Raw genomic sequence first — 15,696 nt, forward strand, 5'->3', positions numbered from 1 at the left:
CCGACCTGTGTTTGACGATGTGACCGCGGCCCCCGTTTTCCCGGAAGCCGCCCTGCCGGAGCGCACAGCGCTTCAGTGACCGGTTGCTTGTTTCCCCAATCAACGCGTTACGACCGCGTCGCCCGCGCCGGCGATCCGGTTTCCCTCCGGACAGGAGGGTATAGAGATACGAATCATGGCCCTGCTCCCCATCCTTGAATTCCCCGACCCGCGACTGCGCACCAAGGCCGTCCCGGTCGATCCCGCGAAGATCGCCGATCCCGCGTTCCAGCGCCTGCTCGATGACATGTTCGAGACCATGTACGACGCGCCGGGCATCGGCCTGGCCGCGAGCCAGGTCGACGTGCACCAGACCTTCATGGTGATAGACGTGACCGAGGACAAAACCCGGCCGCTGGTCTTCATCAACCCGGTGATCACTGCGCGCGACGGCGACCAGGTGTACCAGGAAGGTTGCCTGTCGGTGCCGGGCATCTTCGCCGACGTCACCCGTTCCAACCAGATCACGGTGCAGGCGCTGGATCGCAACGGCCAGCCCTTCGAACTCGAAGCCGACGGCCTGCTCGCGGTCTGCGTGCAGCACGAGATGGATCACCTCGTCGGCAAGCTCTTCGTCGACTACCTTTCGCCGCTCAAGCGCGAGATGGTGCGCAAGAAGCTGGCGAAGCAGCGCCGTCTGGCGGACGACGCGGCGTAAACCTTCGAAGGACGCGTGCTCCGCGTTCTTCCGTCTCGTGCCCATCCGTGAAGCGCTGGCAGTGATGTCGGCGCTTCGCTTCTTTCCGCTTCCGGATAATGGTTTCGCCTGATGAGAATCGTTTTTGCCGGCACTCCCGACTTCGCCGTGCCCAGCCTGCGTGCTGCCGCGCAGCGCAACGAAGTCGTCGCGGTCTACACCCAGCCCGACCGCCCCGCCGGCCGCGGCCGCGAGCTCACGCCGTCGCCGGTGAAGCGCGAGGCGCTGCTGCGCGGAATCGAAGTCGTGCAGCCGGAGAATTTCAAGTCGGTGGTGTCGAAGGACGCACTGCGCGCATTCAAGCCGGACCTGATGATCGTCGTCGCCTACGGCTTGATCCTGCCGCAGTCGGTGCTCGACATTCCCACTTATGGTTGCTGGAACGTGCATGCCTCGCTGCTGCCGCGCTGGCGCGGAGCCGCGCCGATCCAGCGTGCGATCGAAGCAGGCGACACGCAGTCCGGCGTGTGCCTGATGCAGATGGAGAAGGGGCTCGACACCGGTCCGGTCCTGCTTTCGCAGGCGCTCGATATCGGTGAGAACGAAACCGGCGGCCAACTGCACGATCGCCTGGCCGCGCTCGGCGCGCAGGTGCTGGTCGACGGGCTCGGCCTGCTGCGCGCCGGCATCCGTCCGGTGCCGAAGGCACAACCCGGGATCGGCGTGACCTACGCGCACAAGCTCGACAAGGCCGAAGCCAAGCTCGACTGGTCGCAGCCGGCCATCGTGCTCGCCAACAAGGTGCGCGCCTTCAATCCGTGGCCGATGGCCGAAGCCGTCGTCGCGGGCGAACGCCTGCGCCTGCATGGCGCGGTGGCCGTCGATGAAGCGCACAACGTCGCGCCGGGCACCTTGCTGCGCGCCGCCCGCGATGGCCTCGACGTAGCTTGTGGCGAGGGCGTGCTGCGCATCCGCGTCCTGCAGCGCGAAGGCGGCAAGGCGATTACCGTCGCCGACTATCTCAACGGCCGTCCCGACCTGAGGATGGCGTGAGCAACGGCGCCGCATCGCGCGCCGCGGCGGCACGCGTGCTCGATGCGGTGCTGCATCGCGGCCGTTCGCTCAAAGCCGAACTCGCCGCGCAATTGCCCAGGCTCGACGACGTACGCGATCGCGCGCTGGTCGAAGCGATCTGCTTCGCGGTGCTGCGCCAGCCGTCGCGATTTGAATCCGCATTGAAGTCGTGGATTCCGCGGCCGCTCGGCCGTCGCGACGACGAATTGCGCGCGCTGCTTTATGCCGGCTTAGCCCAGCTCGATCCACTCGCGCTTCCCGCCCACGCCGCCGTCGCCGCAACGGTGGAAGCGGCGCGCTCGCTAGGGCGCGCGCACCAGGCCGGCATGGTCAACGCCTTGCTCCGTCGCGCCCAGCGCGAAGGCCTGCCGCCGGGCGATCCCGCAGCACACTGGCCGCAATGGCTGCGCGCGCGCCTCGAGCGCGACTGGCCACAGGACCATGCGCGCATTCTCGAAGCCAGCGCGCAGACGCCGCCGCTGTGGCTACGAGTGAACCGCCTGCGCCACTCGCGTGACGCCTATCTCCAGCGCCTTCGGGACGCAGGCATTGAAGCGCAGCCCGATCCCGCGGCCGCCGATGCGCTGCGCCTCGAATCCGGTATCGCCGTTGCGCAGCTTCCGGGCTTCGCCGAAGGCGACGTCTCGATACAGGACGTATCCGCACAGCGTGTCGCCGATGCACTGGCGTTGCCTTCGGGTGCGCGCGTGCTCGATGCCTGCGCGGCGCCAGGCGGAAAGTCCGCGCACCTGCTTGAGCGCGACCCCGCGTTGCGGCTGATCGCGCTCGACGTGGATGCGACGCGCGTGCAACGCGTACGCAGCACCTTCGAACGCCTGCGTGTGGGCGCAAACGCCCGCGTGCTGGCGGCCGATGCGATCCGCCTCGAACAATGGTGGGACGGCACGCTGCTCGACGCCGTGCTGATCGACGCACCGTGTTCGGCCACCGGCATCGTGCGCCGCCAGCCCGACGTGCTGATGCATCGCCGTGAATCCGATCTCGCTCCATTGCTCGCGACGCAGGCGCAGCTGCTCGATGCGCTCTGGAAGACGCTCGCGTCGGGCGGTGCGCTGGTGTACGCGACCTGCTCGGTGCTGAAGACGGAGAACGAAGCGCAGGTCGATGCCTTTCTCGCACGGACGCCGGATGCCAGTCCCGAAACGCTCGATGACAGTTTTGGCCGCGCCAGTGGCGCCGGCCGGCAGCGTTTCCCCGGCGAGCAGGGTGGCGACGGCTTCTTCTACGCGCGCTTGCGCAAGGGCTAGCGTGCGCTGTGCGCACGTAGCAACGCCATCGTGCGCTCAACGCACGTTACCGGGCGCCTTTCTCGCCCTCCCAGGCGGGAGTCGCGAGGAATAGGCGGCTCCGACACGAACGCGGCAGCGCACGGCTATCATCCGCGCCATGCTGAAGACGCCGCGCACCTTCCCGCTTAGCTCCCGCGACACTTGGCTGTTCTGGCTCATCGCCCTGCTCGTGCTCGGTGCGGGCCTCGGACTGCGCGATCCGTGGCCCGCGGACGAGCCGCGTTTCGCCCTCGTCGCGAAGCAGATGATCGAAAGCGGCGACTGGCTGTTCCCGCATCGCGGCGCGGAACTGTATTCGGACAAGCCGCCGTTGTTCATGTGGCTGCAGGCCGCGATGTACTCGGTCTTCCACAACTGGCGTGTCGCCTTCCTGCTGCCTTCGCTCCTGGCGTCGCTCGGTACCTTGTGGTGCGTGCTCGACCTGGGCAGGCGCCTGTGGACGCGCCGCGTCGGCGTATACGCGGGATATGCAGTGCTGTTCGCGCTGCAGTTCACCTGGCAGGCAAAGAAGGCGCAGATCGACCCGGTTGTGGTGTTCTGGATCACGCTGGCCAATTACGGCTTGCTGCGGCATCTGTTGCGCGGACCGGACTGGCGCATGTGGATGTTGGGCTGGTTCGCGGCAGGCCTGGGCGTGATTACCAAGGGCGTGGGCATCATCGCGCTGCTGATGCTGATTCCCGCAGGCATCGCGTCGCTGCGCGGCTGGCCGGTGCGCGTGCATGCGGATCGCGCGAAGTTCTGGCTCGGCCCGCTCGCATTCTTCGCCGCGATCGCCGTGTGGGCGGTGCCGATGATCGTCGCCGCGCTCGGCCACGGCTCGGACGATTACCGCGCCTACATGAACGACATCCTGTTGCGGCAGACGGCGAAGCGGTACGCCGCCTCGTTCGATCACGCGCAGCCCGTGTGGTACTTCCTCGAAGTCGTCGCCACGATGTGGCTGCCGACCATGCTCGCGCTGTTCTGGGCCGTGCCCGCATGGAAACGTCGATTGCAGCGCCGCGATCCGCGCTACTTGCTGCCGCTCGCGTGGTGGGGCCTGGTGCTGGTTTTCTTCTCGATTCCAGGCGGCAAGCGCGACATGTACATCCTGCCTGCGCTGCCGATGGCCTGCCTCGCGCTCGCGCCCTTGCTGCCGGGCATCCTGCGCAAGCTGTGGGCGCGCCGCGTGGTCATCGGCTTCACTGCAATCCTCGCCGGCGTAGTGCTGCTGGCGGGACTGGCAATGTGGTTCGGCGATCCCGGCTTCGAACGCCGTTTCGTCGCCGAACGCAGTCTCGAAGCTGTTGCGCAATCCCTCGCCGGTGCATTCGTGGCCATTGGTGCATGGGGTGTGGCGAGCGTGCTGTGGTTCGGGCGTCGCCGTCCGGCAGCAGCCATGGTGTCGACGTTGACGGGGTTGTGGGTGCTCGTGGGTCTCGTGGTCATGCCATTGCTCAACGATTCGTCCTCCGCACGCGGGCTGATGCGCGAAGTCGGCGAACGGATCGGACCTCGAGCCGAACTTGGCCTCGTTGCCTGGCGCGAACAGAACCTGTTGATGGCCGATCGCAAGCCCGCCGAGTTTGGCTTCAAGGTCGCCTTCGACGAGCAGATGCGGCGTGGCCTCGCATGGCAGGCGCAGCAGCCGCAATCGCGCTGGCTGCTGGTGCAGGACGAGGCGCTGGCGAAGTGTGTCGACCAAGGCCAGTCGCAGTTCCTTGGCAATGCGAACCGGCGTGGATGGTGGCTCGTGCCGGGGAGTGCGTCTATCGCGTGCAGGTGAAACCTTGCGTGCTTACGCCACCCGCTGGCCGTTCTGTAGCATCCATAGCATGATGGTCTTCTGCCGCACGTAGTTGGCGCGCACGTAGGCGTAGACGAGGCCATGCCAGCCGTCGAGGAAGCCGCCGCGCAGCACATAGCCGCGCCAGAAGCGCCACGCCGGCGACACGATCAGCTTGCCCAGCGTGGCGCGCTTGCCACGGGCAAAATCGTGCTCGGCCATCATGCGGGCGTAACGCTGCGTCTTCAGCAGTTGCTGTTCGAGCGAGCGATACGGGTAATGGATGAGGTCGCCACGCAACGTGCGCACTTCACCGTCGACGCTCGCCGCCTCATGCACTTCGCGAGTGCCACGCCAGCCGCCACGCCGCCGGTCGAACAGCCGCAGAACACGATCCGGGTAGGCATTGCCATGGCGCAGGAACTTGCCGAAGTATTCGCTCAGCCGCGCGAATCGATAGCCCGCCGCGCCCGCAAAACCGCCAGCGCGCTCGGCTTCAATCGCGGCTCGCAGCGCATCGCTGACACGCTCGTCCGCATCCAGGCACAGCACCCAGTCGTGCGTGGCCTGCTCGATCGCGAACTGCTTCTGGCTGCGGAAGCCGTCGAATGGCCGCTGCAGCACGCGCGCGCCCATCCGCTGCGCGATCTCCACGGTCGCATCGGTCGAATGCGAGTCGACGACCACGATCTCATCGCAGAACGCGAGCGAGGCGATGCAGTCGCCGATGCGGTCGGCCTCGTTGAACGTGATAATGCAAGCCGAAACCGGCACGGCCGTGGTGGGCGGGGAAGCGTTGATGGCGGATTACCTGTTGTTCGCGACCGAGCGTTACGCGCTGCCCATCCTGCAACCGCTGGCGCATGCGCTGCAAGCCGCGGGTCATGGCGTGCATGCATGGTTCGCCGATGGGGCCGCGTCCGCCGCGTTGCCTTCACCGGTACGCATGGTCGGTTTGCGTGAAGCGGTGGCGCTGAAACCGCGCGCGGTATTCAGCGCGGCGAACTGGGTGCCGACGTTCGTCTCAGGTGCGAAAGTGCAGCTGTTCCACGGCTTCAACGTCGAGAAGCGCTCCGACGAGCGTGGTCATTTCCGGGTGCGCGGCCTGTTCGACCTGTACTGCACGCAGGGGCCGGCGACGACGGCGCCGTTCCAGGCGCTCGCGCAACGCGAGCGGCACTTCGCCGTAGTCGAAACCGGCTGGCCCAAGCTGGATCCCTTGTTCAGCGCGGACGACAGCGACGCGCAGATCCTGCGCGCACCGGCGATGGGGCGGCCGGTGGTCATGTTCGCTTCGACCTTCACGGAGCGGCTCAGCGCCGCGCCGCATCTGCTCGACGCTATCGCTGCCGAAGTAGCGAGCGGCGAGCGCTACTGGCTGCTGACCCTGCATCCGAAGTGTGCGCCGGAACTATTCGCGCGCTACCGCGCACTGACGGGTCCGAACGCGGCGTTCGTAGAAACCGAGCAGCTGGTGACCGCGCAGCGCGCGGCCGATGTGCTGCTTGCGGATACGACATCGGTGGTCTCGGAATTTGTCGTGCAGCGCAAGCCGGTCGTGACGTTCCGCAATCGCGCGCCGAAGCCGCACATGATCGACTTCACCGATCCAGCGCATCTCCCCGCGATGCTGGCGCGGGCGTTCGCGCCCGACGAGCAGCTGCTTCATGCGCTCGCCGCGTATGCGGATGCCATCCATCCGTATCGCGACGGACGTTCTTCCGAGCGCGTGATCGCGGCGACGCATTCATTGCTCGCCGGCGAGCTGGGCGAGCTGTCTCGCAAGCCGCTGTCGTCCGTGTGGCGGCGCCTGCAGATCCGTCGCGACCTGGGTTACTGGGGCCGCTGAGTCACCAGCGCAACGCGCGTCGTGCCAGCGTCTCGGAGAGCCGGTCGCAGAGAGCGCGTGCTTCGGTTTCCGGCAGGAAACGAATGCGCAGCGGAGGCGCCATCGCGCTTGCGCCCGCGGTGTCGAGCCACAGCGTGGCGGTGCCGCACCGTCGGTCCAGCGGATTGCGCGTGAGATGCAGTGCTTGCAGCTTGTCGATTTCGGCGAACCGCCAGTGTCGGCGCCACCAGCCTTCGCGTACCGCGATGAGTTCGCCGTCGGCCGCATAGCCAGCGGTGCGAGCGTGGCGGCGCGCGACGTACGCATTGCATGGAACCAGTAGCAGCGCCAACAATCCCCACATGCCCAGCCACCACGTTGCGATGCTCGACATGAGCAACGAAGCGAACACGGCAGGCAGCATCAGCCGCCACCACGCGCGCGCGGATAGCGGCTTCCATTCGAGTTGAGGCCACCCGGAGCGCGGCAGTACATGCGCGATCAGCGCGTCGCAGGCATCCGGCGTGGCGACCGGCGCGAGTTCGCGCAATGCGCGTTCCTGGTTGTGTTGTTCCGCAACGGCGGTGTCGATGTCGAGACTGCGGCGCCGGAGCAGGCGATGCATCACGCCTTCGCGCAGCGTCCACGCCTGGATGCGGCGGCGCGACGCGCTCGTGCGCCAGCGTGCGAGCAGCCCGCGTTCCACCGTCAGCCGGCGCCCGGTTTCGCTCAGGCGGAAGCCGTAGTACTGCAGCAGCGCGAGCAGGATCGAGAACAGGCGCAACAAGCCGATGACCAGCAACACCAGGGTCACGCCCGCGATCGCGTAGTGCCCGGGCTGCTGCGCGCCGTTGTGCGATGCCCACCCGAGCAACCATTCGCCCCAGCGATCGACGAGATTAGGCAGGAGGCGTGGGCTCATCTGCGACAGGCCGCCGATCGCCGCACCGGCGACGATCAGCCCGCGATTGGAAACCAGCCCCAGGCGCACGATTTCGCCGGTGGCTAGAAACAACAGCTCTGAAGGCTGGTTTGCGGCCGATGTTGCTTCGGCGCTCGCGCCACGGCGGCGCACCAGTGCTTCCAGCGCGAGGGCATCGCTTAGCTTGAGCACGCGCATTTCCGCCTCGGGCTTCTGTCCGCCAGCGGACTCCAGGCGCACTTCTGCGACATCGAAGACGCGGTGCAGCAGCGACTGCTGCAATGCGACGTTGTGGATGCGCGCGAACGGAATCACCCGCACGCTGCGCTCGAGCAGGCCGCTGCGCACCACCAGCGCCTCGCCGGTGAAGCCGTAGCGATAAGTGAAGTAGCGCCACACGGCGACGACCGCGAGCACGCCGACACCAATCAGTGGCCACAGCTCATTGCGGTCACCGCCGAAGAAGAACGCTGCGATCAAGGGCACCACGAACTGGCGCAGTTGCTGCAGTAGCACGAACAGCCACGACATCGGGTGCAGCCGATGATCGGCCTGCGTTGTGTCCACGTTGCCGGGAGCGTCCGGCGGTACCGGTTCAGTCGTCGTCATCGCGATCGATCTGCCGCCCGAGCACGTCGCGCAGGCGCTCCGCGTCGTCCGCATCGAGATGCGCCAGCGTCACGGCGCTGTGGCGCGTTCCGGCGGTGTGCACGATCAACGTCGCCAGGTTGCGGCGGCGCTGCCACGGTCCTCGCTTGAGATCGAGGTGCTGCACGCGCGTGACCGGCACGCGCGTTTCGCGCTGGTACAGCCGGCCGCGGCGGATCGCGAGCCCATCGGCGTCGAGCCGCCATGCCACGTGGCGGAACTGGCGGAATCCCAGCCACAGACCGAAGCCACCGGCGAGAACGATGCCGCCGAGCAGGCCCGCAAATGCTGGCAGCCCGAAAACCCGGAACAACACGAAACCGGCGACGCCCAGGGGAATCGCCAGTCCCGTGCGCGAGATCGCAAACAACAGCCGCGCACGTTCCGGCAATGGTTGCCAATCCGGGACGCCCGCGGCATCCGGCATGGTTTCGTCGATGTTCAACGGATGCCCCGGTAGGGATTGTCGTAGCCGCTGCCGGAGGGCCGCAGCGTGAAGCGCTTGTACGTCCACTGATACTGCGAGGGGTCGCGACGCGCGATGCGTTCGACGCCCGCGTTGAGCGCGGTGACCGCGACCATCGGATCGGGGTCGGCGACGGCTTCGGGCGCGGCTTCGATGTGCAACGCGAAGGCGGGCTGCCCCTCGTGGCCGCTGTCGATGCGCTCGCACCAGGCGAACACGACCGCGGCGCCGGTGCGGTGCGCGAGCCGCCCCAGCAACGTCATCGTCAACGCGGGCACGCCGAAGAACGGGGCGAATTCGCCATCTCCCTGCTTGGGCTGCTGGTCGGGGAGGATGCCGACCACGCCGCCGTCCTTGAGGATCTTGAACAGCTGGCGCACGCCAGGCCCTTCCGCGCGGACCTGCGTGACGCGCGACGAGTTGGCGTCATCGGCGCGCACGCGGCGCAGGAAGGCGTCGCCGATGTCCGATTCCGGGGGTGCGTACAGGATCGCCAGTGGCGTGTGCGACGCGAGCCACTGGTTGAGCAATTCCCAATTGCCGTAATGCGGCGCAGCCACTATCACGCCGCGGCCGGCGGCGATGGCGGCGTCGAACAGCTCGACGCCGTGCCGTTCGCGGATCAACGCGAGGTTGTCGGTGTGCGGATGGGTCCACAGCCGCAGCGTTTCGAGCGCCTGCCGCGCAGTGGTGTGGACGATGCGCTGCTGCAGTTCGTCGCGCTGCGCGGGCAGCAGGTCCGGTTGGATCAGTTCGAGGTTGCGGCGCGCGACCCTCGCTTCGCGCGTGTTCCGGCGCAGCATCAACATTGCGATCCCGTCGGCCATTCGCAGCAGCCAGGGCCAGCGCAGGCGCGTGAGCAGGGTGGCGAGGAAGAAGAGGATGCGGGCGAGGAGGTCGGCCATCGCGGCGAGTTTAGCCGGTAGGCAGCGGATGCTTTTTGCTCCTCATTCCCGTGGGGACGAGGATCCGCGGACTTTGCTTCGTTTTTTGGCATGCCCGGCAAGGCAAATCAACGTCAGGATGACCAGCCTTCGACTGCAATGAAGTGTTTCCCGCTTTCGCGGAAATGATGCGCGAAGCAGAATCCCTCCATTCCGATTGCCGGCCTCCGCATGCTCGCCCTCATCCAACGCGTCACCGAAGCCCGTGTCACCGTCGATGGCGAAACCCTGGGCGCGATCGGTCCCGGGCTGCTCGCCCTGGTTGGCGTCGAACCCGGCGACGGCGAACCGCAGGTCGCGCGCATGAGCGAACGCCTGCTTGGCTACCGTGTCTTCGACGACGGGCAGGGCCGCATGAACCTCAGCGTCGCCGACACCGGCGGCGGGCTGCTTTTGGTCAGCCAGTTCACCCTGGCCGCGGACACGCGCAGCGGCATGCGCCCTGGCTTCTCCACCGCGGCGGCGCCGGAACTGGCTGAACCCGTCTTCAACCGGTTGCTGGCAACGTGCCGGCAAAAGCACTCGACAGGGGTGGAAACCGGGCGCTTCGGTGCCCATATGGTGGTCAGCCTGGTCAACGACGGTCCGGTGACGTTCCTGCTGAAAGCCTAGCCGGACCGCCCGCGAACCCACGGCCCGCCACGGCGCCTCTGGTTCCCGGCGCGCGGCTGCGCGTTGAACAATTCCGCAAGCCAAGCATCCCGCGGAGCGGTATAATGCTTGGTTCCCTTAGTACCCCTCTGGTGTCCACTCCATGGCCAACGAACGTCCGGCGCCCCAGTCCGACATCAAGCAGCTGATCAGCAAGGGCCTGGAACAGGGCTACCTGACCTACGCCGAAGTCAACGACCACCTGCCCGACGACATGGTCGACGCGGAGCAGATCGAAGACATCATCGGCATGATCAACGGCATGGGCATCGCGGTGCACGAAGTCGCGCCCGACGCCGAAACCCTGCTGCTCGCCGGCGAAGCCAGCCCGGGCCGCGAAGTCGATGAAACCGCTGCCGAAGAAGCCGCCGCCGCGCTGACCGCGCTCGATGGCGAAGGTGGCCGTACCACCGACCCCGTGCGCATGTACATGCGCGAGATGGGCACGGTCGAACTGCTGACCCGCGAAGGCGAAATCGCCATCGCCAAGCGCATCGAGGAAGGCCTGAACCAGATGCAGGCCGCGCTGGCCTCGTTCCCGGCCACGATCGCGCACATCCTCACCGATTACGAAACCCACAAGACCGGCAAGAAGCGCCTGGCCGAGATCGTCGTCGGTTTTCTCGACGCCGAGCCCGAACCCGAGCCGGTGCCGGTCGCGGCCGCCGAAGTGGACGCCGACGAGGAAGACGAAGACGTCGAAGTCGCCGGTGCCGACGAGGAAGCCGAGGAGGCCGGCCCGACCGGTCCGGATCCGGCCGAAGTCGCCGAGCGCCTGGGCAAGATCGCCGATGCCTACGGTCGCTTCGAGAAGGCCTACGCCAAGCACGGCCCGACGCACAAGAGCACGCTCAAGGCACGCGAGGAAATGGCGGAAGTCTTCGTCACGCTCAAGCTTCCTTTGGGCCTGACCGACACGTTGGTGAAGAACCTGCGCGACGTCGTCAACTCGGTGAAGGACCACGAGCGCCGGATCCTCGACCTGTCCACGCGCGTGGCCAAGATGCCGCGCAAGGATTTCATCCGCGCGTGGGAAGGCAACCAGACCAACCTCGGCTGGGTCGACGACGTGCTCAAGCGCAAGCAGAAGTGGTCCTCGGGCCTGCGCGACGTCAAGGACCAGATCGTCGGCGAGCAGGAAGCCACGATCGCCATCGAACAGGCGAACAGGCTGACCCTGGCCGACCTCAAGGAAATCAGCCGCGCGATGGCCTATGGCGAAGCCAAGGCGCGCAAGGCGAAGAAGGAAATGGTCGAGGCCAACCTGCGCCTCGTCATCTCCATCGCCAAGAAGTACACCAACCGCGGCCTGCAGTTCCTCGACCTCATCCAGGAAGGCAACATCGGCCTGATGAAGGCGGTCGACAAGTTCGAATATCGCCGCGGCTACAAGTTCTCGACGTATGCGACGTGGTGGATCCGCCAGGCGATCACCCGCTCGATCGCCGACCAGGCGCGCACCATCCGCATCCCGGTGCACATGATCGAGACGATCAACAAGCTCAACCGCATTTCCCGCCAGATGCTCCAGCAGTACGGCCGCGAGGCCACGCCGGAGGAGCTGGCCAAGGAAATGGACATGCCGGAAGACAAGATCCGCAAGGTCATGAAGATCGCGAAGGAACCGATCTCCATGGAGACGCCGATCGGCGACGACGAGGACTCGCATCTGGGCGACTTCATCGAGGACACCAATGTGGAGTCCCCGGTGGATGCGACGACCAACATCAACCTCTCGGAAACCGTGCGCGACGTACTCGCCGGCCTGACCCCGCGGGAAGCCAAGGTGCTGCGCATGCGCTTCGGCATCGACATGAACACCGACCACACGCTGGAAGAAGTCGGCAAGCAGTTCGACGTCACCCGCGAGCGCATTCGCCAGATAGAAGCAAAGGCGCTGCGCAAGCTACGTCATCCGTCGCGTTCGGAACAGCTGCGTTCGTTCCTCGACATCGACTGATCGCATCGCCCGGGCGCACCGCGTCCGCATTGAAAGGGCCCGCTTCGGCGGGCTTTTTCATTTTGCTTACATTTGCCATGCCAGCATGCGTGCGGGGTTCCCTTCGCCTGTGTGATGAGCGCATCCAACGTCCCCGCCGATGTCCGGCGATTCCTGTTGGCCGTAATCGAGTCCGTGCCGCATCTCGAGGCGCTGCTGTTGCTGCACTCCGATCCATTGGCGTCATGGAGTTCCGATGCCATGGCGGCGCGTTTGTATATCGACGAATCCTCTGCGTCGCGCCTGCTCGCCGACCTGCAAGGACACCATCTGGCGCGGCACGAAGCCGGCGATTGGCGTTTCGATGCGCGCGATGCGGAGATCGCCCGCATCGTGGACCGGCTGGCGGGCGTGTACGCGCGCCACGTGGTCGAAGTCGCTGAACTCATTCATTCCACCTCGGACCGGAAGGCGCAGCGCTTCGCCGATGCCTTCCGCTGGCGCAAGGAGACGTGACATGGTGGCCCTGACCTATGCCCTTTGTGCGATTACCGCCCTCGCGTGCGCAATCATGCTGTTCGTCGGTGCGCGCAGGACCGGCTCGCGAATGCTGTTCTGGAGCGGCCTGTGCTTCGCGGGGCTGTCGATCAGCAATGCGCTGATCGCAGTCGATGCCGTGACAGTGCCGGACCTGGGCCTGTTGCGGCTCGGCGTCTCGCTGGTGTCGGTCGCGCTGCTGCTGTACGGCCTGGTATTCGAGGAGAAGTGAGATGGAAACCTTCCTGCTGGGCGCCATCGCCATGGCCTGCGCGGTTGCTGCGCTGTACTTTTTCCGTTTCTGGCGCAACACCGGCGACCGCTTCTTCCTCTACTTCGGCCTCTCGTTCCTGATCGAAGCGATCAACCGCACGATCTTCGCGTTGGGCGGCGTCTACGACGAGGAAGCGGGGCTGTACTACCTCATCCGCCTCGGCTCGTACCTGCTGATCCTGTGGGCGATCTTTGCCAAGAACTTCCCGCGGCGGAAAGGCCAGTAGCCCGCGAACCGCCGAACCGCGCACTGGCAGCCGTTGCATTCAGCAGCGAACATTGCCGCGGGGCAAACCATTTGGAGTCACAGATGCGCAAGCGCACGTGGGGATTGATCGGCGGCTCCGTTTTGTGGGCCGCGCTGGCATTGCCTGCGACGGCGATCGCTTCAGACCAGGCCTATCGATCGGTGGATCCGTTCATCGGCACCGGCGGCGAAGGCCACACGTTTCCCGGCGCGACCGTGCCCTTCGGCATGATCCAGCTCAGCCCGGACACGCAGATCAAACCGCGCAGGGAAGCCTACGGTTGGGCCGCCGGCTACCGTTACGACGACAACACGATCGTAGGTTTCTCGCACACGCATTTCTCCGGGACCGGCCACTCCGATCTCGGCGACGTGCTGCTGATGCCGGTGACCGGCGAAGTGAAGCTCGAGCGCGGTGATGCCGCGCAACCCGGCAGCGGCTACACCTCGCGCTTCCAGCACGCGAATGAAACCGCCGAGCCCGGCTATTACGCGGTGACCCTCGATGACTACAGCGTCCGCGCCGAACTCACGGCCAGCGCGCGCGTAGGCGTGCATCGCTACTCGTTTCCGAAGAACAAACCGGCACACGTGCTCGTCGACCTGCGCACAAGCATGTACGACTACCCCGGCAAGGTGCTGTGGTCGCGACTGCGACTGCGTCCGGATGGCACCGTCACCGGCTTCCGCGAAACGCGCGGCTGGGCGCCGGGACGGCAGCTGTACTTCGCGATGCGCTTCTCGAAGCCGCTTACCGGCCACCAGTTCCACGACACCGAGCAGGACGTCGTCTACAAGGGTTTCCCGCCGCCGGGCGAAAAAGATCCAACGCAGCGCGCGCAGATCGAAGGACGCCAACTGGTAGCCGCGTTCGACTTCGGGGGTGCCGCCGGCAAGCAGCTGGTCGTGAAAGTGGCGATCTCGCCGGTGAGCGAAGACAACGCGATTGCCAATCTCGATGCAGAAATGCCGGGCTGGGACTTCGATCGGGTGCGCGCCGACGCGCGTGCGCAATGGACGCAGGCACTGTCCGCGGTCGAAGTGGATGCGCCGGAGGCGCAGCGCCGCAGTTTCTATACCGCGCTGTACCACACGTTCATGGGGCCGAGCCTCTTCATGGACAGCGACGGCCGCTATCGCGGTCCCGACAACGCCGTGCACCAGGCGAAGGGCTACACGAACTACTCGACGTTCTCGCTGTGGGACACCTATCGCGCGCTGCACCCGTTGCTGACGCTGGTGCAGCCCGAGCAACGCACGAACGACATCGTCAATTCGTTACTGGCCGCGCGTCGCGAGAGCCCGTATGGCGTGCTGCCGATATGGGCGTTCCACGGCCAGGAAACGTGGTGCATGATCGGGTACCACGCCGTGCCGGTAATCGCCGATGCCTACATGAAGGGCATTCGTGGCTACGACGCCGATGAAGCGCTGCAGGCGATGACCGCGAGCGCGACTTACGGTCCCTACGACGGCATCGCGCAGTACATGCAACTGGGCTACGTGCCCATCGACGAGGAAGGCGAGGCCGCCTCGAAAACGCTCGAATACGCCTTCGATGACTGGACGATCGCGCGCGTAGCGCAAACGATGGGACGCAAGGACGTTGCCGACACGTTCTTCAGGCGCGCTGCCAATTGGCGCAACGCATTCGATCCCGCCTCCGGCTTCATGCGCGCGCGCAAGCGCGATGGCAGCTTCCGCGAGCCGTTCGATCCGACCACCAGTGGTTACGGCAGTGATTACACCGAAGGCAACGCGTGGCAGTACTCGTGGTACGTGCCGCAGGACATCGCCGGCCTCGCGCAGGTGCACGGTGGCGAAGACAAACTGCTGGCGCGCCTGGATCAGGTCTTCGATGCGAAGGTCGACCCGAAGATCTTCGCGCACATGGAAGACATCACCGGCCTGATCGGCTGGTACGCGCACGGCAACGAACCCAGCCACCACGTTGCCTACCTCTACGCCGCTGCGGGCCAGCCGTGGCGCACGCAACAGCGGCTGGGCGGAATCATGAAAAGCCAGTACGCGCCGCGTCCGGACGGCCTCGCCGGCAATGATGATCTCGGTCAGATGTCTGCGTGGTATGTGTTCACGGCGCTCGGCTTCTACCCGATCACGCCGGGCAGCAACGAGTACATCATCGGCCGCCCGTTCCTGGCGCGTGCTGCGCTGAACCTGCCGAATGGCAAGCACTTCACGGTGATCGCCGAAGACCTCGACGACGCGCATCCGTACATCGGCCGCGCGCTGCTCAATGGCAAGCCACTGCAGCGCGCCTTCCTGCGCCACGACGAGATCATGGCCGGTGGCGAACTGCGCTTCACCATGCAGGCCGAACCGAACCGCGAGTGGCCGGGTCCCACAGCGGTCCGCCCCTATTCGATGTCGGTGCAGTGAGCGCCGTATCGCC

15 protein-coding genes are annotated in these 15,696 nt (G+C 66.2%); 11 read left to right on the top strand and 4 right to left on the bottom strand.

The features are described 5' to 3' along the window. Nucleotides 1-175 precede the first annotated feature (175 nt). The 4 genes from def (at nucleotide 176) to ASD14_RS01455 (ending at nucleotide 4,828) form a co-directional block, all read left to right on the top strand. Nucleotides 176-697, top strand: coding sequence for a peptide deformylase (def, locus tag ASD14_RS01440; protein WP_056127815.1), 522 nt, complete (start codon nucleotides 176-178; stop codon nucleotides 695-697). 111 nt (nucleotides 698-808) lie between these two features. Beyond that, nucleotides 809-1,729, top strand: a complete 921-nt coding sequence (gene fmt / locus ASD14_RS01445) for a methionyl-tRNA formyltransferase (RefSeq protein WP_056127818.1) — start codon at nucleotides 809-811, stop codon at nucleotides 1,727-1,729. Then, entirely contained in the window at nucleotides 1,726-3,018 is a 1,293-nt protein-coding gene (rsmB, locus tag ASD14_RS01450) for a 16S rRNA (cytosine(967)-C(5))-methyltransferase RsmB (protein ID WP_056127820.1), read from the top strand. The genes fmt and rsmB overlap by 4 nt, the downstream gene beginning before the upstream one ends. A gap of 139 nt (nucleotides 3,019-3,157) precedes the next feature. After that, nucleotides 3,158-4,828 (top strand): glycosyltransferase family 39 protein, encoded by a 1,671-nt coding sequence (locus ASD14_RS01455; protein ID WP_082538658.1) that lies wholly within the window; start codon nucleotides 3,158-3,160, stop codon nucleotides 4,826-4,828. 12 nt (nucleotides 4,829-4,840) lie between these two features. Here the strand turns inward: ASD14_RS01455 and ASD14_RS01460 are convergent, their stop codons facing one another. Further along, nucleotides 4,841-5,602: a glycosyltransferase family 2 protein gene (locus ASD14_RS01460; RefSeq protein ID WP_056127823.1), complete on the bottom strand. Its 762-nt coding sequence runs from the start codon at nucleotides 5,600-5,602 to the stop codon at nucleotides 4,841-4,843. 22 nt (nucleotides 5,603-5,624) lie between these two features. On the opposite strand from ASD14_RS01460, the gene ASD14_RS01465 reads away from it, so the two are divergent. After that, a complete protein-coding gene (locus tag ASD14_RS01465; RefSeq protein ID WP_200947007.1) occupies nucleotides 5,625-6,677 on the top strand; it encodes a CDP-glycerol glycerophosphotransferase family protein in 1,053 nt (350 codons plus the stop codon). 1 nt (nucleotide 6,678) lies between these two features. Here ASD14_RS01465 and ASD14_RS01470 read toward each other — a convergent pair whose 3' ends face one another. From ASD14_RS01470 to ASD14_RS01480, 3 genes are read right to left on the bottom strand one after another with little or no spacing between them, the layout of a single operon-like run. Further along, nucleotides 6,679-8,187: a PH domain-containing protein gene (locus tag ASD14_RS01470; protein ID WP_082538659.1), complete on the bottom strand. Its 1,509-nt coding sequence runs from the start codon at nucleotides 8,185-8,187 to the stop codon at nucleotides 6,679-6,681. Further along, nucleotides 8,174-8,671: a PH domain-containing protein gene (locus ASD14_RS01475; protein ID WP_235565274.1), complete on the bottom strand. Its 498-nt coding sequence runs from the start codon at nucleotides 8,669-8,671 to the stop codon at nucleotides 8,174-8,176. The genes ASD14_RS01470 and ASD14_RS01475 overlap by 14 nt, the downstream gene beginning before the upstream one ends. Further along, on the bottom strand, nucleotides 8,668-9,597 hold the full coding sequence (locus ASD14_RS01480) for a lauroyl acyltransferase (RefSeq protein ID WP_056127828.1): 930 nt from the start codon (nucleotides 9,595-9,597) through the stop codon (nucleotides 8,668-8,670). The genes ASD14_RS01475 and ASD14_RS01480 overlap by 4 nt, the downstream gene beginning before the upstream one ends. A gap of 210 nt (nucleotides 9,598-9,807) precedes the next feature. Between ASD14_RS01480 and dtd the strand changes: the two genes are divergently transcribed. The 6 genes from dtd to ASD14_RS01510 all read left to right on the top strand — a co-directional run bounded on the left by dtd (nucleotide 9,808) and on the right by ASD14_RS01510 (nucleotide 15,683). Then, nucleotides 9,808-10,248 (top strand): D-aminoacyl-tRNA deacylase, encoded by a 441-nt coding sequence (gene dtd / locus ASD14_RS01485; protein ID WP_056127831.1) that lies wholly within the window; start codon nucleotides 9,808-9,810, stop codon nucleotides 10,246-10,248. A 142-nt stretch (nucleotides 10,249-10,390) separates the two neighbouring features. After that, on the top strand, nucleotides 10,391-12,247 hold the full coding sequence (gene rpoD / locus ASD14_RS01490; RefSeq protein ID WP_056127834.1) for an RNA polymerase sigma factor RpoD: 1,857 nt from the start codon (nucleotides 10,391-10,393) through the stop codon (nucleotides 12,245-12,247). A gap of 114 nt (nucleotides 12,248-12,361) precedes the next feature. Further along, entirely contained in the window at nucleotides 12,362-12,742 is a 381-nt protein-coding gene (locus ASD14_RS01495; RefSeq protein WP_056127837.1) for a hypothetical protein, read from the top strand. 1 nt (nucleotide 12,743) lies between these two features. Next, nucleotides 12,744-12,995, top strand: a complete 252-nt coding sequence (locus tag ASD14_RS01500; protein WP_056127840.1) for a DUF5985 family protein — start codon at nucleotides 12,744-12,746, stop codon at nucleotides 12,993-12,995. Nucleotide 12,996: 1 nt separating this feature from the next. Beyond that, complete coding sequence (locus ASD14_RS01505) at nucleotides 12,997-13,263, top strand: DUF5985 family protein (protein WP_056127841.1); 267 nt, start codon at nucleotides 12,997-12,999, stop codon at nucleotides 13,261-13,263. An 83-nt stretch (nucleotides 13,264-13,346) separates the two neighbouring features. Continuing rightward, nucleotides 13,347-15,683 (top strand): GH92 family glycosyl hydrolase, encoded by a 2,337-nt coding sequence (locus tag ASD14_RS01510; RefSeq protein ID WP_056127844.1) that lies wholly within the window; start codon nucleotides 13,347-13,349, stop codon nucleotides 15,681-15,683. Nucleotides 15,684-15,696 lie beyond the last annotated feature (13 nt).

The sequence above is a fragment of the Lysobacter sp. Root494 genome (assembly GCF_001427225.1).
GTDB lineage: Bacteria > Pseudomonadota > Gammaproteobacteria > Xanthomonadales > Xanthomonadaceae > Agrilutibacter.